The sequence below is a fragment of the Auritidibacter sp. NML100628 genome (genome assembly GCF_003185985.1).
Lineage (GTDB): Bacteria > Actinomycetota > Actinomycetes > Actinomycetales > Micrococcaceae > Auritidibacter > Auritidibacter ignavus.
Genome location: NZ_QHLP01000017.1, coordinates 1 through 17,058 on the forward strand (window position 1 = coordinate 1; position 17,058 = coordinate 17,058).

Consider the following 17,058-nt stretch of genomic DNA (forward strand, 5'->3'; position numbering starts at 1 on the left):
CAACGGACGACTCGAACACCTGCGCGGATCCGCCCTGGGCTTCCGGAATCTCACCAACTACATCGCCAGGTCCTTGCTCGAGAGCGGAGGATTCAAGCCCCGTCTACACCCTCGATTGTGAAGAGCCCGTCTACCTAAATTTTTGTCGACTTCGATCTGGCTATTGTCTGGCTCGGCTAGAGATTACCCCCTGGGTTCCCGTCAGTAGCACGGAGTTTCAGTGGGAAGAAGCCGACGTTGACGTTCTCCGTGAAATGAGAAAAGGGGTCCAGCGCGGTCGATAATAGGGCATTTCACAGCATTAATTTCTCGTTGTTTCTTGTTCGACGGCCACGTGCTAAAAAGTAGTAGACAAAACCTGATACGGGTAGCCCGATAGCGAAGGCTAGATCAGCTCCGCTCAGTCTTTCGGCTACTGGACCTGTGTAGAAAGACAATGAATAGAATGGGATCATGGCGACAAAGCCCGCGGCATAGGCTGCTAGGCCTCTCCAATTCCACCGACCATAAATTCCGTCATTCTTGACGATTTCATCAAGGACATATTCACCGCGTCGTATCAGATAGAAATCCACCAGGTTAACTGCTGACCATGGGATCAAAAAGTAGAGCATGAGTGCTACGAAGCTGTTGAAACTGTCGATGTAATTATTGGGGATCGCAAGAGCGATGATCAGTGTTACGAGACCCACGATGATCAGAGAGACAACGCGCAACTTCACAGTGGGGTTGACGCGCTTAAAACCATCGATAGCGCTGGCAGCTGTGAGCATGGCGCCGTAGGCATTCACACCCATGATTGAAATTAGGGCAAGGGAAGACACGAGGACCACGATTGTTCCGAAACCAGGGAATATAAGATCGCCAACTTCTCGAAGGCTGGAAATAGGGTCAGCATCTGGCAAGTAGGTGGCAAGCAATGCTCCGAGAGACATTAGCCAGACTGCTGAAAATCCTGCACCTACGTAAACGGCGCCAACAAGTTTAGGCCCCGACGAATTTGGGGGAAGATAGCGAGTGTAGTCAGAGACGTAGACAGAGTAGCTGATGTTATACCCTGCCGCTAGTGAAAACTGAACCAGAAAACCTGCAGAATTCCATCCGGCTGTATGCACCGCGGCGTCCAAGTCCGCAAGGGTGTTTGGAAAATGTATAGCTGAAAAGATCGTCAGAGTAGCGAAGACGATAATCAGGACATAAGTCATCCAACGTTGGACAAGATGTAGCAAGTCGTGCCCTACGACAGCGATAAGAATTGATACGGCGATGATTACTGGGTACCAAAACCATGTTGCATCGGGGAATATCCCGATCCCGTAGGTGACAAGAATGGTGTCGAAAACGAGGAATCCGATGTAGACGAAGACCGTCGCAACAAAGGGGAGTAGGACCCCTTTGCTTCCGAACTGTGCACGAGACTGGATCATCTGTGCTAGCCCCATGATTGGTCCTTGATTGGCGTGGAACGCCATGATAAACGTCCCGAACCCCACGCCGAGAATCACGGCGAGTATGGAAAAACCCAAGGACAGGCCCATGGAAGGCCCTGTGAGCCCTACCACGAGTGTCGTCAGGACGAAGTTTCCTGCAAACCAGAACGGACCTTGATGCCAGACTTTTCCGTGACGTTCAGACCTAGGCACAATGTCGATTGACCTGGACTCAATGAGCGGGGTGGTGTTTTGAGAAGACATCATTTCCTTCGAGGGGGTAATTAGGTGGGTCAATTCGAAGCGATAGCTAAACTTTGGTGATGGGATCATGTATCCCTAAGAACTGTGGGTAGAGATCTCTACGTTGGTCTGAGAACCCGTTGCTGTATGCGGTACCTTATGTTCCCGCTCTCATACAGGTCTATGTCGATCTGTAGTATCCAGGGATGGCCGTTATGAAGATTCGTTCTATTCTGTGGCCACACATCAGCGACCACAATGCATTCGATACAGAAGGCCACCGCCCCCGTTCATCTCCGTTCCGGTCGCAAGTGGCAATCGCTACTCGGCTTATTGGCTCTTGTGTCTGAACGCTGGCTAACTGGGTGAGGTTCTCGTTGAAAGGTCACTCTACTTTTGGCCAATTTACCTGGTCGCGCTAGGTGCGACTCGGTTCTTAGCCGTTCAGCAAATTCGACGTCAAAGCAAATAACAAGCGAAACCAGTCCAAGCTCTGTCCCCACCATCGGTAGTTCCTCATTACAGGCTGAGAATATATGTCGTTCAAGACTCCATAGGTGCGCCTTACAGCAGAAGACCGCGAACTGCCCCGGCCCTACAGGAACAGCACTGGTGTTTATTTTTGTTTCTGACCGGTTGAGAGGACGGCTCGGGGAACATTCAATTGGTGCCCTAGCCGTCTTGCGTTGAGGGAAGTTGCTAAGCATCGGCCCCCTGCTGCGACCGGATCCGCCAGGCCTCGTACACTGGCGACGGTGTTTTCTTGCTGATCAGTGATGCCACCACGAATACCACCGCCGAAGAGAGCAAACCAAAGTAGATCGGCTCATTGGCGAAGATTCCGTCCATCGGGTTTTCGGCATTTATTTCCATCACGATCATGATCGCGATGGTGGCCACCGAGCCAGCCAGCATCGACCAAGCAGCGCCCACGCCGGTGCTACGCTTCCATAGCAGGGCGCCTAAAATCGGGACGAAGAGACCGCCGACCAAGATGGCGTAGGCGATGGTCAGTGCTGCGACGACGTCTGGGACGATCATCGCCAGTACCATCACGATGGCGCCTAGAATCAGCACCCACATACGGCTGGAATTAATATCGGTTTCCTGGGTTTTGCTGGTCTGAATATTCTCTTGAGCTGTGCGAGCTGCTTCTTCAGCGGTGAGCTGTTGAGGAGTTGTGCGTGAGGAGAAGATGGACTTCATCAGGGGAACGACGTCGGCCCGAGCAACGGTGGCGGCAGCAATCAGTCCGCCTGATGCGGTGGACATCATCGCCGCAATACCGCCGGCCATAGCTATCCCGCCCAGCCCGTAAGGCAGGATATCCGTGGCCACAAGGGCAAAGACATCGTCGCGGACTTCGATATTCGGGGTCGTGCTTGCAACTGCCATGCCCACGACGGCGCTCGCCAGTCCGAACAGAAAGATATAAATCCCTGCGGCCAACCCGCCCCAGCGTACGACGGGTGCGCTTCGGGCAGTAAATACGCGTTGCCAGATATCCTGGCCGATCAATACCCCCAATGTATAGACCACCACGTAGGTAACGATTGATTGTAAACCTATACCGCTGATACTAAAGAATTCGGCATCCAAGCGTTCCTGCATCGCGTCGAAACCACCAGCGTGGCTAAGGCTAAAGGGCAACATCAGGAAGAAGAGCCCCACAGTCATCACGAAGAACTGGACCACATCGGCGAGGGTAATCGAGAACATGCCGCCGACAACGGAATAGATCAGTACGACAGCGCCCCCGACAAGGACTGATAACCAACGTTCCCAGCCGAAGAGTACAACGAAAATGGACGCGTAGGCGCCGGTGGAGGTGGCGCACAGCATTAGTGTGTAAGCCAACATCACTACGGATGCGCCTTGGGTAGCTTGGTGGCCGTAGCGCAGGGTGAGCATCTGAACCACGGTGTAGATCTTCAGCTTCTGCAGGATGGGGCCAAAGACCAGGCTAAGGATAGTCACCCCGAGTGCAATGGCGGCCACCATCCAGAATCCGGAAATGCCGAATTCATATCCCAGACCCACGCCACCAATCGCGGAGGCGCCACCAAGGACTACTGTGACCATCGTTGCGGTGTAGACCATGGGGCCCAAACGTCACCCAGCTACCAGGTAGTCGTCAACATTCTTTGTGCGGCGCTGGCCCCAGAAGCCGAATAGCACCATCGCTACGAGGTATAGCAGAACTACACCCGCGTCAAGCCATTCCATTGTGATACTCCGTTTTGAAGCGTATAAGTCAGCCGGTGGAAGCTGGTCATTGCATGACTCAGCTCACATTGGTTCTCCATGATAAATACATGTTGTCCAATAGGCAACATAGGGTTAGGCTCGTGATGTGATTACTGGCATAATCATCGGTACTGTCTATCGGTTTGGGGAAAGGAGGCGGATGTAAAATTCTGTGCAAGTGAGCGGGGAAAGGTAGCGATGAAGTCACTTCCAATCGAGCCATCGGATGCGCCAAAAGCTTTGGGGCGCCGACTCCGCGCCTACAGGGAACAAAGGCGTCTTACGTTAGATCAAGTCGCTAAGGCTACGAGGTTATCGAAGGGCTTCATTTCCCGAGTGGAACGAGATCTTACAAGCCCATCTGTCTCGTCATTGGTCGCCATCTGCCAGGTGCTGGGTGTCTCGGCTGGTGAAATGCTTGAAGCTCCGGAAACTTCGCATATATCACTGAAAGAAGCACCGTTTATCGATATGGGTGGAGCCGGAATATCGGAGAAATTGCTTACTCCTCCAGATCAAAGGCATTTGCAAATAATTCATGCTGAGATTGTCCCGCATGGGCGGGGAGAAGAAGAGTTGTACACAATTGACTGCCTCACTGAATCCGTCTATGTGATTGAGGGAGAATTTGTTTTGAAAACTTTCACGGAGGACTTCCCGCTATCTGCTGGAGATACCCTCACTTTTCCCGGAGCAGAACCGCACAGTTGGTACAACCCCAGTGCAGAAACCGCGACAATATTGTGGGTACTAGCTGGAAATGGCTTGGGATTCCACTAGAAATTTTGACATAACAATGTGGCGATGAAATCCGTAACGAAAGGATGACCAATGCTTGAAACTCCTCGAATCATAGACAACGGCAATATTGGACCTGTGAATTCTGCTGTAGTTCCTCGCTACAGTGGCGAATCAACTTTTGCTCTGCTTCCGCGCTTGCGCGATCTTCAAAACGAAGGACGTTCCGCTGAAATAAAAATTATCGGCGTCCCGTTCGATACGGGTGTTTCGTATCGCCCAGGAGCACGATTCGGTCCGGCTCACGTCCGTCAGTCATCCCGATTGCTACGTCCCTATAACCCCGCAACTGACTCATCTCCTTTTGCTCAGGTGCAGATTGCGGATGCCGGTGATATGGCGGTTAACCCTTTCAAGATTGAGGAAGCTATCGAATCTATTCAGTCTGACGCTCTGGAGCTAACCGCCCATGGCGCGTCTTTGTTAACAATTGGTGGAGACCATACAATCGCTCTGCCATTGTTGCGTGCCGCTAGTGAACGCGCCGGCCAACCCGTTTCACTATTACATTTCGATGCGCATTTGGATACATGGGATACGTATTTTGGTGCAGATTACACGCATGGCACACCGTTCCGCCGGGTTGCAGAAGAAGGAATCATCGATACTTCAGCGATTTGCCATGTTGGCACTCGCGGGCCGTTGTATGGCAAGAAAGATCTGGACGAGGACGAACGCTTCGGTTTTGGCGTCATTACCAGCACGGACATATTCCGGCGCGGAGTCACCGATGTTGTAGAAATCCTTCGCGAACGTATAAGTAACCGGCCTCTTTATATCTCCCTAGACATCGATGTGCTAGACCCGGCGCATGCCCCCGGAACAGGTACTCCGGAAGCCGGTGGTATGACAAGTCGTGAGTTACTCGAGATCTTGCGCGGTTTGCGCGGTCTTAACCTTGTTGGTGCTGATGTTGTAGAGGTGCTACCTGGCTACGACCATGCTGAGCTTACCGGTATCGCAGCTGCGCACGTTTGCTACGACCTGTTGACTTTGATGGCTGACCTGCGACAAAACACGTAAAGGGCTAGTCGTTAGTTTGTGATCTCTTGACACGAAAGGGTACCGCGAGAACTGGTGGCACTTGGTACTGGAGACCTTAGAAGCGCTGGGCGTTGATACCCTGTTTGGGACTCCTGGACAGCATGTCTTATCGTTGTTCAATGAGTTAGGAGACAGCCCCATTCGCTACATTTCATCGCGCGTGGAGAATAATGCTGCATATGCTACAGACGGGTACGCGCGAATGACGGGCAATCCTGGCGTTCTCTTTGTCTCCACTGGTCTTGGTGCTTTAATCAGTTTGGCAGGATTGCAGGAGTCGTACTCCTCCGGCGTGCCGATTCTCGTGGTCTCTTCGCAAATCCCCGAAGACGGACTGGGCGGGCGTCGTAAGGGGTATTTGCACCAATTAGACGACCAGCGGGAATCTGCGCGTAACGTTACAAAGTTTCAGTCTACGGTGCACCGTGCCGATGGGATAGTTTCTACACTTGTCGATACATGGTCACTAGCTCTCGCTCCACCCCTGTGGCCCGGTCTGGGTAGAAATTCCAGAGAACGTACTGCTCAGCGAATCGGAGATCCCGCCTCCCGAAAACCTCGAGTCCGTGTCTGGTTCACCATCCCTTCCTTGTACCGAGATCATCAGAGAAGCGTGTGGGAAGTTAAGATCCAGCAAATCGACCGCCATCATCGCTGGTGGCGGTGTCAAACGCAGTGGTCAAACGGCGCGAGAAGAATTGAAAATATTGGCAGAAACTCTCGATGCTCCGGTTGTGTGCACACCTCGTGGAAACTCCGTTTTCCCAGGCTCACATGAGCTGAGTTTTGGAAGCTGGATTGAAGATAGCTACATCACAGAATATCTAAACGAGGTTGAGACACTGATTGCTGTTGGAACCTCATTGAGCGAGGTTAGTTCTAATTATTTCAGCATGAATCCGTTGGCGAGATTATTCAGATAGATGCGGAGGGGCGAGTACTTGGTTCGAACTACCGAATGTTGGGCATTCGCGCCGACGCGTCTGCTGCACTCGTAGCGATCAACGAGGAGCTCAACCGGACCAGCTACGCCCCGACGGTATCGTCCGCAGGCAATCAAGCGGTAAAAAAAGTTTCAATAAATCTGAGATAGAATCCAGCAGCGGCTCAAGGCCCAGAATCTTGACCATGAACAAGCGATTATGGCTGGTTTAAGAGCGGGAATCCCAAGGGAAGCTACAACTTTCTGGGACATAACCATCTCAGGGTACTGGGCCTGGAACTGTTGGGACGCGTTTGATGGTGCCATGGAGTCTGGACAAGGTGCCGGCGGTATTGGTTACGCTTTCCCAGCTGCCTTGGGTGCCGCTACTGCCTCCGCCGATCGAGTCTTTGCAATATCAGGACATGGTTCATCCATGTACTCCATTTCCGAACTGGCGAGCGCGCATCAACATCAACTACCAGTGACCTGGATAGTAATTGACGATGGTGGTTACGGAACCCTTTGCGAATATATGACCGGGGCCTTTGATAAAGCGACGGCGACAGAGCTATCCAGGCCAAACTTTGTTGCATAGGTTTCCTCTTTTGGAATTCCCGCCAAGTATACGACGGCCGAAACTCTTGCCACAGACCTTCGCGACTCGGTTATGCAACGTGGTCCTTCTGTCCTTGTGTTTTCAACGCATATGCGTATGTGGGAGCCGACTCACCAGATGTAGGATTCGCGAATGGCGCAGTAACTCCGGAACGAGTAACGGCCCCCACTGCCGAGGAGGCAATCCTTAAGAATGGCTGAGGTTGCAGTCGCTCAGTTACCTGGAGAACCTCTAGGTCGTCGGAATACCTAAAATCGGCCAAGGTCGACCCGACTGATGCGATCCGATCGATCACGTAGGGCTTCATCAATCAACCCACCGCACCGACGATGGTGAGCGCTAAGAGCATCGTGGCGAGCATCATCAAGCACAGGGGAGCGGTCAGCGGTCTGAGCAGGTCTTCGACATCAAACGAATAGTGTTTAGGGCCACCAGCAGTACTGGTCAATGGGGCTGGCGACGAAAACGCACCATAGGTACAGGACTTCCTCGGTCTCGGTGGGGAGCCGGACGAAGACCTTCAGAACCGCGTATAGCACAATCAAGAACACCAGACATGTAGTTGCGGTAGCAATGCGTTGATGAAACGGGCGATTCTAGGCTGGTCAAGGCGAGGCATAGTAACTCAAGAGGTGAGTGTTGCTTACCTCTGGCTTCCTACGTACTAGAGAATGATATGGGCGTTGCTGTGGAAGGACACTCATGGCAGAACAACAACACTGTGAAAGCGGACCGCTGGCAGGCATTCGGGTCATCGAGATGGGACAGCTCATTGCCGGTCCCTTCTGTGGGCAGTTGATGGGGGATCTCGGCGCTGAGGTCATCAAGATTGAGGACCCGGTGCGTGGCGATCCTTTACGTCAATGGGGTCAGGCCCGGGTGGAGGGCGACTCGTTGTGGTGGTCAGTGCTGGCCCGAAACAAAAAGTCGGTGACCCTCAACCTGCGCGAGCCAGCCGGTCAGTCCATTGCCCGCGAGCTGATAGCCTCCGCGGACGTGGTACTGGAAAACTTCCGCCCCGGCTCGATGGAGAAATGGCAGCTGGATTACGAGTCCCTGTCGGCGGATCACCCCGGCCTGGTGATGACGCGAGTCTCCGGTTACGGCCAAACGGGCCCCTGTTCCCAGCAACCCGGCTACGGCTCGATCGGTGAGGCCATGGGCGGGCTGCGCTACATCGTCGGTGACCCTGCGACCCCGCCCTCCCGTGTGGGGATTTCGATCGGGGACACCTTGGCAGCGATCTTCGCCACCATGGGAACATTGGCGGCGTTACTCGACGTCAAAAACTCTGGCCGAGGCCAAGTCGTGGATGCCTCGATCTACGAATCGGTGCTGGGCGTGATGGAATCGTTGGTTCCCGACTGGACCGAAGGTGGCATCCAGCGTGAGCGGACCGGATCGATCCTGCCTAAAATTGCTCCCAGTAACGTCTACCCGACCGGCTCGGGGGAGTGGATGATCATTGCCGCCAATCAGGACACGGTGTTCGCGCGCCTGGCGACAGCCATGGGCCGGCCCGAACTCGCCGAGGACCCCCGGTATGCGAATCATCATGCCCGCGGCGAACATCAGGCCGAACTTGATGAACTGATTGCCGAGTTTTCCATGACCAAAACCTCGGAAGAACTCACTGAGCTACTCCAGTCCCACTCAGTGCCGGTGGGCAAGATCTTCCGACCTCGAGATATGGTCACCGACCCGCAGTTCATCGCCCGGGAGTCCATTATCGCCGTGGACTCGGAGCAACACGGCTCAGTCCATATGCACAACGCCTTCCCGAGGCTATCGCGCACGGACACCCGGGTGCGGTGGTCGGGTCCAGTATTAGGCAAGCACACCGCAGAGATCTTGACTGATCTCGGCTACGACACTGACCGACAAGACCAACTTCGTGCTGCGGGGGTGATCCGCTAATGGCTGGCACCTTGGCGAATGACTGGAACCTTCCCCAGCGTGCCCGAATCGTTGATGTGGGCTTACGCGATGGTCTCCAAGCGGTGGCAGATCCGTTAGAGACCACCCGGAAAGTCGAGATCGCCGACCGCTTAGTGGCAGTCGGTTGCACGGAGCTAGAAGTCTGTTCATTTGCCCATCCCAAAGTGCTACCCCAATTGGCCGATGCGACCCAACTGGTCGCAGAACTTGACCAACTCCCGTGGCGTAAAAACGTCACCCTGCGTGGGCTGGCCCCGAACCTTAAGGGCGCCCAGCGCGCGGTGGAGACCTCGCTGGAGGAAATCGCGGTGGTGATTCCGGCCGAGGACGGTATGGCGCTCAAGAACCAATCGGCCACCACTGGCCAACTCCTCGACCAGCTCCCTGAGATGGCGCGGGTGGTCGACCAAGCCGGCAAACGTTTGATTGTCGCGGTGGCCTGCGCCTACTTCTCACCGTGCTACGGTGAGGTCACTGCGCCCATGCGACACCGGGTGATCCGCGCCGCCGTGGACCTGGGGGTGGATAAGATCTACTTGGCCAACACCACCGGTGAAGAACACCCGGGCGAAGTTTATGCCGGACTGGTCCAGGCCCGCGTCCAGTATCCCTACGTAAGTTTCGGAACTCACTTGCACAACCGCAACGGTGCGGCCCCGGCCAATGCACTCGCCGCCCTGGCTGCCGGGGCAGACTGGTTGGAAACCAGCGTGGCCGCCCTGGGCGGGGACATGTGGTTCCCCGGCGACCCCGTCGTGTTAGGCAATATGGCCACCGAAGATCTTGTGCACTTTCTGGAGTCCATGGGGATCGCCACTGGCCTCAACCTCGAGGACCTCCGCGCCCTGGCCACTGACGTGGTGGGCTGGACGGGCTTCCCACCTAGTTCCTTCGTGCTCCGCGGTGGCACCCGCGATGATCTGGCCCAAGCGAGCTGGGATTAATGGAAGACCAAATGTCGGTACCGTCAACGCGCTGAGGCATAGCCCAAGGCCACATCAAGGGCCTGCAGGGTGGCTTCAGGCTGGTCGATCAGCATCAGGTGACCGGCCTGCTCGATCACGGTGTGTTCGGCCTGTGGCAGGGCCTCCAGCAGGATCTCGGTCGCTTTCGATGAGCACAGCTGGTCCTTTGCTGCGCTCACCACGTGCACCTCGGCGGTGATCCGGTCCAGCTGCTCGTGCAGGCTCGATCCCACCGACGCCACCGCCCGGGCGGCATTGGCAAAGCCGGCACCCTGCCCGATGTCCTCCACTCGCTGGGCGGTGAGGCTCTCCACGTCGACGGTGTCGTGACACACCATATTCCGAGTATCTTGCGTGAGCATCTCGAAGAACTGTGTGGGATGATCCACAAGTTCGGCCCGCTTCAGGTAGTAGTCAGCGGCTCGGGCTCCCACCACCGAAGAGGTCGCCATCACCACAATTCGATCAAAGAGCTCCGGTCGATAGGCGGCCGCCCACAACACAATCATCCCACCGAGTGAAAAGCCCACCGCGGTGCGGGCCTCGGTGCGCTCCATGACCTCCACCAGGTCTTGACCCAACTGCTCCAGGGTTCCCTCGGCCTCACCCAAAGGGGCCTGTCCAAAGCCACGCACATCGTAGGCCACCGCGCCGGTGACGTGCTCGACCACGGGCTCCCAACTTGTCGCCGATTGGCCTAGTCCGTGGACGAAAACTGTCTCATGCTCCATGGCTCTACTGTAGCCGTAGCGGCTCATGTAAGGTAAGTCACACCGATTGCTATCTAAGGAGTATCAATGGCGCACACCCACGCTGTTACCATCTTCGGCCCCGATTTCCCCTTCGACTACCGGCACTGGCTCACCGCAGGCCAACACATCGGTCGCCTTCCCGATCACGCACTTGGCACCGAGGTGGCGGTTATTGGCGCCGGCATCTCCGGGCTCGTGGCCGCCTATGAGCTGATGCGACTGGGACTGAAACCCGTGGTCTACGAGGCCGAACGTCTCGGCGGACGGCTACGTTCCGAGCCCTTCACCTTCACGGCAGAACACGCCGGGCGCGATCATTCCGCCATCATTGCCGAGCTGGGTGGCATGCGCTTCCCGGTCTCTTCCACCACGCTGTTTCACAATCTGAATCTGGTCGGATTGGAGACCAAGCCCTTCCCCAACCCGCTCACCGAGGCCGCCGGTAGTACCGTGATCGATTTGGGTGGTGACACCTGGTACGCGCGCAGTCTGGAGGATCTCCCCCCGTTCTTCGCCGAAGTAGCCGAAGCCTGGGATGCCGCCCTGGAGCGAGAATTCGGGCTCAAGAGCCTGCAGGAGGCCATCAAGCGCCAAGACGCCACCGGGCTGAAAGCGGCGTGGAACCAGATCGTGGCCGCCTGGGACGATAAGAGCTTCTACGAGTTCGTGACCGAATCCGAGGAATTTTCCCGCCTGTCCTACCGGCACCGAGAAGTCTTCGGTCAAGTTGGCTTCGGGACCGGGGGCTGGGACTCGGACTTCGCCAACTCCATGCTCGAAATTCTGCGCGTGGTGCTCACCGAATGCGACTCACATCAGCACCTGGTGATCGGCGGCTCCGAACAACTGCCTCGGCGTCTGTGGGAACGCGGTCTGATCGACCCGGTGCACTGGTCTCAGGGCACCAGCCTGGCCGCGCTCCACGACAACCGCCAGCCACGGGGTGCGGTGTCGGGGCTTTACCGCGATGGCGAGCAGATTGTGGTCACCGAAGCCACCGGGAGCGCTCAGCATTACGACGCGGTGGTGGTGACCTGCCAATCCTGGCTACTGACCACTGAGATCGACTGCGCTGAAGACCTGTTCTCCCAAGAGATGTGGATGGCCCTGGATCGGACTCGGTATATGCAGTCCTCGAAAACTTTCGTGCCCGTCGATCGCCCCTTCTGGAAAGACCAGGACCCCGCCACCGGCCAGGATGTGATGAGCATGACGCTCACCGACCGCATCACCCGTGGGACTTACCTGTTCGATCACGGCGACGATCAGCCCGGGGTGATCTGTTTGACCTACTCGTGGATGTCGGATGCGCTGAAAATGCTGCCTTACGACCCAGAGAAGCGTGCTGAGCTGGCGTTAGGAGCCCTGGAGAAGATCTATCCCACCGTCGATATCCGCAGTCACATTATCGGCGAGCCGGTGACCGTCTCCTGGGAAGCCAACCCCTACTTCTTGGGCGCGTTCAAAGGGGCGTTACCGGGCCACTACCGGTACAACCACCGCATGTACGGTCACTTCGTCCAGGACGATCTGCCCGCCAGTCAGCGCGGGATCTTCCTCGCCGGAGACAGCGTGTCCTTTACGCCCGCGTGGGCCGAAGGCGCGGTACAGACCGGGCTGAACGCGGTCTGGGGTGTACTTCACCACTTCGGCGGTACCACCGATCCGGCCAATCCCGGACCCGGTGACCTGTACGAGCAATTCGGACCCCTTGAGCTGGCGCCATGAGACTCGCCATCGCCCAAGTACCACCGCTCGACGGGGACCCGCCGGCCAATCTGCGCCGGCTGGACGAGCTCGCTCGCCGGGCGCATGACTGCTCAGCTGAGCTGTTGGTGTTGCCCGAAATGTTTCTCACCGGCTACGTGCTCGGCCGGCAGCGCATCCTCGAGCTGGCCGGGTCCTATCACCGCGAGGTCGCCGAGATGGCGACCCGCTACCACCTGGCCATCGCTTACGGTTACCCCGAACGCAACGGGGCGACCGTGTTCAACACGGTCGGGGTTCTCGATCAGGCTGGGACGCGGTTGCTCGATCAGCGCAAGATCCACTACTTCGGCCAGCTCGACGCCGACCAGTTCGACCCTCCGCCCAGGCGGCCGCCTCAGGTGGTCTCCTGGCGGGGCTGGCAGATCGGGGTGGCGATCTGTTATGACATCGAATTCCCCGAGACTGCCCGCGCGCTCGCGGTGGCCGGGGCGGATCTGATCGTGGTGCCCACCGCGAACATGATCGACTACGACCAGGTGCAACAGCTGCTGTTGCCGGCCCGCGCTCTGGAAAATCAGGTGTATCTGGCCTACGCCAACTATTGCGGGTCCGATACCCAGCACGAGTATGGCGGACTGTCCCGCGTGCTGGCGCCAACCGGGGAGGTTGTCGCCACCGCAACGCGGGACCCCACCATCCTGGTGGTGGAGATCGATCGTGACCGACTGACCGCCTGTCGACAGCGCCATTCGTATCTGGTCGACCGACGTTTCGACATTACTCTTAGGTAAACTGATGTCAATTACCGCACATAGGTGTTGCGTAATTAGTGGGCGTGCCCTACACTCCAAAGTGTCAACGGTTTTGGAGAGGAGGGACATCATGACCGAGATTCAGGATTTGGCTGAATTTGTGGTCGCGGCCGATTCAGCCACGATGTCCGAACACGCTGTGAAACAACTCAAGATTCGTGTCATGGACACCATTGCCGTTGCTATTGGTGCCTTGAACGCCGAGCCCCTCGTGGCGATCCGCGAGCTGGTGGACGAGCAGGGTGGCGCCGAACAGGCCACGCTGATCGGTGGCGGACGCACCACCGCCGAGAAAGCCGCCTTTTACAACTCGGCACTCTCACGCTACCTGGACTTCATGGATGCCTACTTAGCGCCGAAGGAAACCAACCACCCCAGTGACAACATGGGGGCCGTGCTGGCAGCCGCCGAACTGGCCGGGGCCAGTGGCAAAACCTTCCTAGACGCTTTCGCGGTCGCGATTCAGGTCCACACGCGACTCTCCGACGTCGCTCCGGTGCGCGATCGCGGCTTCGACCACACCACCCAGGGTAGCTATGCCGCAGCCGCTGGCGTCGCGAAGGCCTTGGGACTCACCGCCGATCAAGCCGCCCATGCGATGGCCATCGCCGGCACGGCGAATAACGCGTTGCGCGTGACCCGCACCGGGGATTTATCGCACTGGAAAGGCCTGGCCTACGCCCACGTGGCACAGGCAGCGACCTGGGCGGCCTTGCTGGCCCAACGTGGCATTACCGGACCGGCCGAGGTCTTTGAGGGCAATAAGGGCTTCAAGGACTCCATCGCTGGAGATTTCCAGATCTCCTGGTCCGCCGAAGATCTCGAGAAGGTCACAGAGACCATCATCAAAAAACACAATGCCGAGATCCACTCGCAGTCGGCCCTACAAGCCGCTCAAGATATGCGCGCCCAGCACGATTTCGACCCCACAGCGATCGCCAGCGTGAAGCTGAAGACCTTCGACGTCGCCTGGAACATTATCGGTGGGGGTGAAGAAGGCGATAAACGCACCATCCGCACCAAGGAAGAAGCCGATCACTCCCTGCCGTGGATGCTGGCTTGCGTGCTCCTCGATGGAGAGCTCACTCCGGCACAATACAGCCCCGAGCGCATCGTGGCTGACGATGTGCAATCGCTGATGACCAAGGTCGAGATTGCCGACGATCCCGAGTTCTCCGCGCAGTTCCCACAGCATATGCCCGCTGAGCTGACCGTCACGCTACAGGACGGTACGGTGCTCAACGCCGAAAAACGGTCTTACCCGGGCTTTCACGATGATCCGATGAACTGGCAAGACGAACGCGCCAAGTTCGACGCGCTCGTTAGTCCCTTCACCACCGAAGACTGGCGCGACCACATGGTGGAGGTCATTTACGATCTCGACAACCGCCCGATTGCAGACCTGACTGAGCTTCTGGCTCAGGTGAACCGCTAAGAAGAAAGAGAGGTTCTGATGTCGAACGAGATTCCTTTCGATGTCTCGATGAACTTTGTCCCGCGCGCTCACCGTCCCGCCAAGCCGCGCACCATCGGTATGACCGAGATTCGAGCGCCACACTACTCGACCTACGGCACCCGGCATATGCAGGATGTCTTCGACGTGGCCGGGCAGTGGATTGACGGCATTAAGTGGGCCGGTGGTTCTTTCGCGCTGATTCCCGACGAACAAGTCAAGGCCATCAACGAGATCGCCCACCACGGTGACGCCTATGTCTCCTCGGGAGGCTGGATCGAGACCGTCTTGCGTTACGGCGACGAGGCCGTGGACGAATACCTGAAACGGGCCAAGGACCTCGGTATGGACGTCATCGAGATTTCCACCGGGTTCATTATGCTCCCCACCTCGGGGTTGCAGCGACTGGTGGAACGGGTGGCGAACGCTGGACTGAAACCCAAGCCCGAACTGGGCATTCAGATCGGTTCCGGTGGTGACTCCGCCGAATCCGAACTCGCTGCTGAAGGTGCCAAAGATGTCGGTGACCTGATTGATCGCGGCAAGGCCGCCCTCGAGGCTGGCGCCGAGATCATCATGATCGAATCCGAAGGGATCACCGAGAACGTCGCCGAATGGAATACCGGGGTGGCCGCTTCCATCATGAACGGTCTCGGTCAGGAGAACGTGATGTTCGAGGCCGCCGACCCGCTGGTGTTCGAGTGGTACCTGAAGAATTACGGTAACGAGGTCAACCTGTTCGTCGACCACTCCCAGATTCTGCAACTGGAAGGAATGCGACAGAACATTTGGGGCAATAAGGGCTCCTGGGGTCGCATTATCAACCCGAGCTAACCGCAACGACTCAGTAACACCAGCGTTTCGCAGTGGGCGGTTTGGGGGAACATATCGAGCACGGTGCCCCGTACCGGCGTGAAGTCCGGCAGATACTCCAGATCGGTCGCCAAGGTCTTGGGGTGACAACTGGAGTAGAGCACGTGATCGGTGTGGGTGTTCAACCAGCTGGCAAGCTCGGCTCCGATCCCGCGTCGGGGCGGATTGACCACCACCAGATCCGGCCGTTCCTCCGCCGTTGCCAGTCTGGTGGCATCCCCGGACCGGAACTGCACGGTGTCCGCCAGCCCCAGATCGGCCACTGTCTCATTGCCAGCGGTGATCGCTTGCGGTGAGCTCTCCATGCCCCACACCCGCAACGGGGTGCCGGCCCGACGCGCTGTGTCGGCCAGGGTTAACCCAAAACCGCCCACTCCGGCATATAGATCCCACACCACACGGATCTCCGGCAACTCAGCGATCCATGTGGCCGCGCGGTGATATAGCTCGGCAGCAATGACGGTGTTGGTTTGGAAAAACCCTTGCGGGCGTAACCGCAACGGCACCCCATTGAGCAACATCGTCAGCGTCTGATCTCCGGCCAGGTGGATCTCCTCGTCGCCTTCCAGCAACGCTTGATGCTGGGGCAAAATATTGGCGGTGATCACCCGGGCCGGGGCCTGGCGCCGTGCCAGCTCGTCTTGGAGTGCTGGCAGATGCTCGCGTAGCGGGGCGAGTTGTTCGGTGGAGCGCAACACGAACCGGATCATCAGCTGTTGTTGCGGTGAAACCGTGATGATCACGTGCTTGAGTTCGCCGCGACGCGTGGGCATCTGATACGGCTCGATCCCGGCGGCTATGATCAGTCGGCGGATCGGCTCAAAACTCGCCACGATTGCCGGCTCGTATAGCGGGCACTCGGACAGATCTACCCCGGTGCCATCGTGATGCTTCGGATGTTGATCCGGATCCAGAATTCCGAGATTCGGTTCGTGGGCAGATCCGGTCACGACCATCTTGGCCTTATTGCGGAACCCTTTCTCCGGTGAGCACACCGGCGCCGTCCAGAAGTCGTCGGGGTTGCTATCCCGACTGGTCAGGATTGGGTCAAGGTAGGAGCGCACTGTGGAGACCTTTTCGGACAACTGCACCGTATACGGGATATTCATCCAGGTGCACGACCGGCACAGCCCCTTGTCGAAGTAGTCGCAGCGCATGTCCTCAATTTTAAACAGTGTCACACAGTGGTTGACCACGGGCGTCATCTACTAGCCTTCAGAAGTAAAAATCTGCTGTGATGTAGTACGCTTTC

General features: G+C 57.2%; 14 protein-coding genes and 2 pseudogenes. 11 read left to right on the forward strand and 5 right to left on the reverse strand.

Annotated features, from left to right (window positions below):
- Positions 1 to 293: 293 nt before the first annotated feature.
- Together DCC24_RS10215 and DCC24_RS10220 are read right to left on the reverse strand one after the other, a co-directional pair.
- Positions 294 to 1,763 carry a cytosine permease gene (locus tag DCC24_RS10215; RefSeq protein WP_199446269.1) on the reverse strand — a complete coding sequence of 490 codons (1,470 nt, stop codon included), beginning with the start codon at positions 1,761 to 1,763 and terminating at the stop codon, positions 294 to 296.
- Positions 1,764 to 2,372: 609 nt separating this feature from the next.
- A pseudogene (locus DCC24_RS10220) lies at positions 2,373 to 3,899 on the reverse strand (sodium:solute symporter).
- A gap of 219 nt (positions 3,900 to 4,118) precedes the next feature.
- On the opposite strand from DCC24_RS10220, the gene DCC24_RS10225 reads away from it, so the two are divergent.
- The 5 genes and pseudogenes from DCC24_RS10225 to DCC24_RS12665 all read left to right on the forward strand — a co-directional run bounded on the left by DCC24_RS10225 (position 4,119) and on the right by DCC24_RS12665 (position 7,282).
- The gene (locus DCC24_RS10225) at positions 4,119 to 4,700 is read left to right on the forward strand and encodes a helix-turn-helix domain-containing protein (RefSeq protein ID WP_110099817.1); all 582 of its coding nucleotides are present in this window, start codon (positions 4,119 to 4,121) and stop codon (positions 4,698 to 4,700) included.
- A 51-nt stretch (positions 4,701 to 4,751) separates the two neighbouring features.
- On the forward strand, positions 4,752 to 5,741 hold the full coding sequence (gene speB / locus DCC24_RS10230) for an agmatinase (RefSeq protein WP_110099818.1): 990 nt from the start codon (positions 4,752 to 4,754) through the stop codon (positions 5,739 to 5,741).
- A 61-nt stretch (positions 5,742 to 5,802) separates the two neighbouring features.
- Positions 5,803 to 6,084: pseudogene (locus DCC24_RS12655) on the forward strand (thiamine pyrophosphate-binding protein); the annotation flags it as partial.
- Between the two features lie 244 nt (positions 6,085 to 6,328).
- Positions 6,329 to 6,685: a hypothetical protein gene (locus DCC24_RS12660; RefSeq protein ID WP_369860248.1), complete on the forward strand. Its 357-nt coding sequence runs from the start codon at positions 6,329 to 6,331 to the stop codon at positions 6,683 to 6,685.
- A gap of 324 nt (positions 6,686 to 7,009) precedes the next feature.
- Positions 7,010 to 7,282 carry a thiamine pyrophosphate-dependent enzyme gene (locus DCC24_RS12665; protein WP_369860249.1) on the forward strand — a complete coding sequence of 91 codons (273 nt, stop codon included), beginning with the start codon at positions 7,010 to 7,012 and terminating at the stop codon, positions 7,280 to 7,282.
- A gap of 331 nt (positions 7,283 to 7,613) precedes the next feature.
- On the opposite strand, the gene DCC24_RS12085 is transcribed toward DCC24_RS12665, so the two are convergent.
- On the reverse strand, positions 7,614 to 7,751 hold the full coding sequence (locus tag DCC24_RS12085) for a hypothetical protein (protein WP_158524658.1): 138 nt from the start codon (positions 7,749 to 7,751) through the stop codon (positions 7,614 to 7,616).
- Positions 7,752 to 8,005: 254 nt separating this feature from the next.
- Here DCC24_RS12085 and DCC24_RS10240 point away from each other — a divergent pair, with 254 nt between their 5' ends.
- Entirely contained in the window at positions 8,006 to 9,220 is a 1,215-nt protein-coding gene (locus DCC24_RS10240; RefSeq protein ID WP_110099819.1) for a CaiB/BaiF CoA-transferase family protein, read from the forward strand.
- Positions 9,220 to 10,185, forward strand: coding sequence for a hydroxymethylglutaryl-CoA lyase (locus DCC24_RS10245; protein ID WP_110099820.1), 966 nt, complete (start codon positions 9,220 to 9,222; stop codon positions 10,183 to 10,185). The genes DCC24_RS10240 and DCC24_RS10245 overlap by 1 nt, the downstream gene beginning before the upstream one ends.
- A gap of 23 nt (positions 10,186 to 10,208) precedes the next feature.
- Here DCC24_RS10245 and DCC24_RS10250 read toward each other — a convergent pair whose 3' ends face one another.
- Positions 10,209 to 10,937, reverse strand: a complete 729-nt coding sequence (locus DCC24_RS10250; RefSeq protein WP_158524659.1) for an alpha/beta fold hydrolase — start codon at positions 10,935 to 10,937, stop codon at positions 10,209 to 10,211.
- Positions 10,938 to 11,003: 66 nt separating this feature from the next.
- On the opposite strand from DCC24_RS10250, the gene DCC24_RS10255 reads away from it, so the two are divergent.
- The 4 genes from DCC24_RS10255 to DCC24_RS10270 all read left to right on the forward strand — a co-directional run bounded on the left by DCC24_RS10255 (position 11,004) and on the right by DCC24_RS10270 (position 15,767).
- Positions 11,004 to 12,686: an NAD(P)/FAD-dependent oxidoreductase gene (locus DCC24_RS10255; RefSeq protein WP_110099822.1), complete on the forward strand. Its 1,683-nt coding sequence runs from the start codon at positions 11,004 to 11,006 to the stop codon at positions 12,684 to 12,686.
- A complete protein-coding gene (locus DCC24_RS10260; RefSeq protein WP_110099823.1) occupies positions 12,683 to 13,459 on the forward strand; it encodes a carbon-nitrogen hydrolase family protein in 777 nt (258 codons plus the stop codon). Before DCC24_RS10255 ends, DCC24_RS10260 begins: the two co-directional genes overlap by 4 nt.
- A gap of 91 nt (positions 13,460 to 13,550) precedes the next feature.
- Complete coding sequence (locus DCC24_RS10265; protein ID WP_110099824.1) at positions 13,551 to 14,915, forward strand: MmgE/PrpD family protein; 1,365 nt, start codon at positions 13,551 to 13,553, stop codon at positions 14,913 to 14,915.
- Between the two features lie 18 nt (positions 14,916 to 14,933).
- The gene (locus DCC24_RS10270; protein WP_110099825.1) at positions 14,934 to 15,767 is read left to right on the forward strand and encodes a phosphosulfolactate synthase; all 834 of its coding nucleotides are present in this window, start codon (positions 14,934 to 14,936) and stop codon (positions 15,765 to 15,767) included.
- Here DCC24_RS10270 and DCC24_RS10275 read toward each other — a convergent pair.
- Positions 15,764 to 16,987 (reverse strand): methyltransferase domain-containing protein, encoded by a 1,224-nt coding sequence (locus DCC24_RS10275; RefSeq protein ID WP_369860253.1) that lies wholly within the window; start codon positions 16,985 to 16,987, stop codon positions 15,764 to 15,766. The genes DCC24_RS10270 and DCC24_RS10275 overlap by 4 nt on opposite strands.
- Positions 16,988 to 17,058: the final 71 nt, after the last annotated feature.

What these genes read in the sequence shown, in the direction of transcription:
- DCC24_RS10215 (WP_199446269.1), bottom strand. Translation starts at nt 1,763, where the DNA reads ATGATCCCATCACCAAAGTTTAGCTATCGCTTCGAATTGACCCACCTA.
- DCC24_RS10225 (WP_110099817.1), top strand. Translation starts at nt 4,119, where the DNA reads ATGAAGTCACTTCCAATCGAGCCATCGGATGCGCCAAAAGCTTTGGGG.
- speB (WP_110099818.1), top strand. Translation starts at nt 4,752, where the DNA reads ATGCTTGAAACTCCTCGAATCATAGACAACGGCAATATTGGACCTGTG.
- DCC24_RS12665 (WP_369860249.1), top strand. Translation starts at nt 7,010, where the DNA reads ATGGAGTCTGGACAAGGTGCCGGCGGTATTGGTTACGCTTTCCCAGCT.
- DCC24_RS10240 (WP_110099819.1), top strand. Translation starts at nt 8,006, where the DNA reads ATGGCAGAACAACAACACTGTGAAAGCGGACCGCTGGCAGGCATTCGG.
- DCC24_RS10245 (WP_110099820.1), top strand. Translation starts at nt 9,220, where the DNA reads ATGGCTGGCACCTTGGCGAATGACTGGAACCTTCCCCAGCGTGCCCGA.
- DCC24_RS10250 (WP_158524659.1), bottom strand. Translation starts at nt 10,937, where the DNA reads ATGGAGCATGAGACAGTTTTCGTCCACGGACTAGGCCAATCGGCGACA.
- DCC24_RS10255 (WP_110099822.1), top strand. Translation starts at nt 11,004, where the DNA reads ATGGCGCACACCCACGCTGTTACCATCTTCGGCCCCGATTTCCCCTTC.
- DCC24_RS10260 (WP_110099823.1), top strand. Translation starts at nt 12,683, where the DNA reads ATGAGACTCGCCATCGCCCAAGTACCACCGCTCGACGGGGACCCGCCG.
- DCC24_RS10265 (WP_110099824.1), top strand. Translation starts at nt 13,551, where the DNA reads ATGACCGAGATTCAGGATTTGGCTGAATTTGTGGTCGCGGCCGATTCA.
- DCC24_RS10270 (WP_110099825.1), top strand. Translation starts at nt 14,934, where the DNA reads ATGTCGAACGAGATTCCTTTCGATGTCTCGATGAACTTTGTCCCGCGC.